The sequence below is a fragment of the Streptococcus suis genome (genome assembly GCF_002960445.1).
GTDB lineage: Bacteria > Bacillota > Bacilli > Lactobacillales > Streptococcaceae > Streptococcus > Streptococcus hyiners.
The window spans coordinates 1-293 of sequence record NZ_POJD01000289.1; the positions used below are offsets into that span (position 1 = coordinate 1).

Below are 293 nucleotides of genomic sequence, written 5' to 3' on the forward strand. Positions count from 1 at the left end.
CAAAAGGCAGAAAGTTCTGAGATGCTAAGTGGTGCATTGGAAAATGGTTTAAATAGTTTAAAGAGTTTAGATTTTCCTATTTCAGAAGTTGGAAATGCTTTGGCACCAGATTTACCAGTAGGTGATCGCTCAACGGTTTCAGATGTTGATTCTCTATCATCTCAAGAAACAAGTTCCACAAATTTGGAAGCAGACACAGAGAATGCAGGTATTATTGCAGATGGTACCAATCAATTGCATTTTCCAGTGGAGGCCCAAACGACATCTTCAGTAGAGGCTGAGGGAGATAATGT

Annotated in this window: 1 protein-coding gene; it reads left to right on the forward strand. The window is 39.6% G+C overall.

The window, feature by feature from the left end; genetic code table 11:
• The coding region (locus C1G53_RS10340; RefSeq protein WP_153046710.1) for a hypothetical protein at positions 1-293 on the forward strand (293 nt) is incomplete at both ends.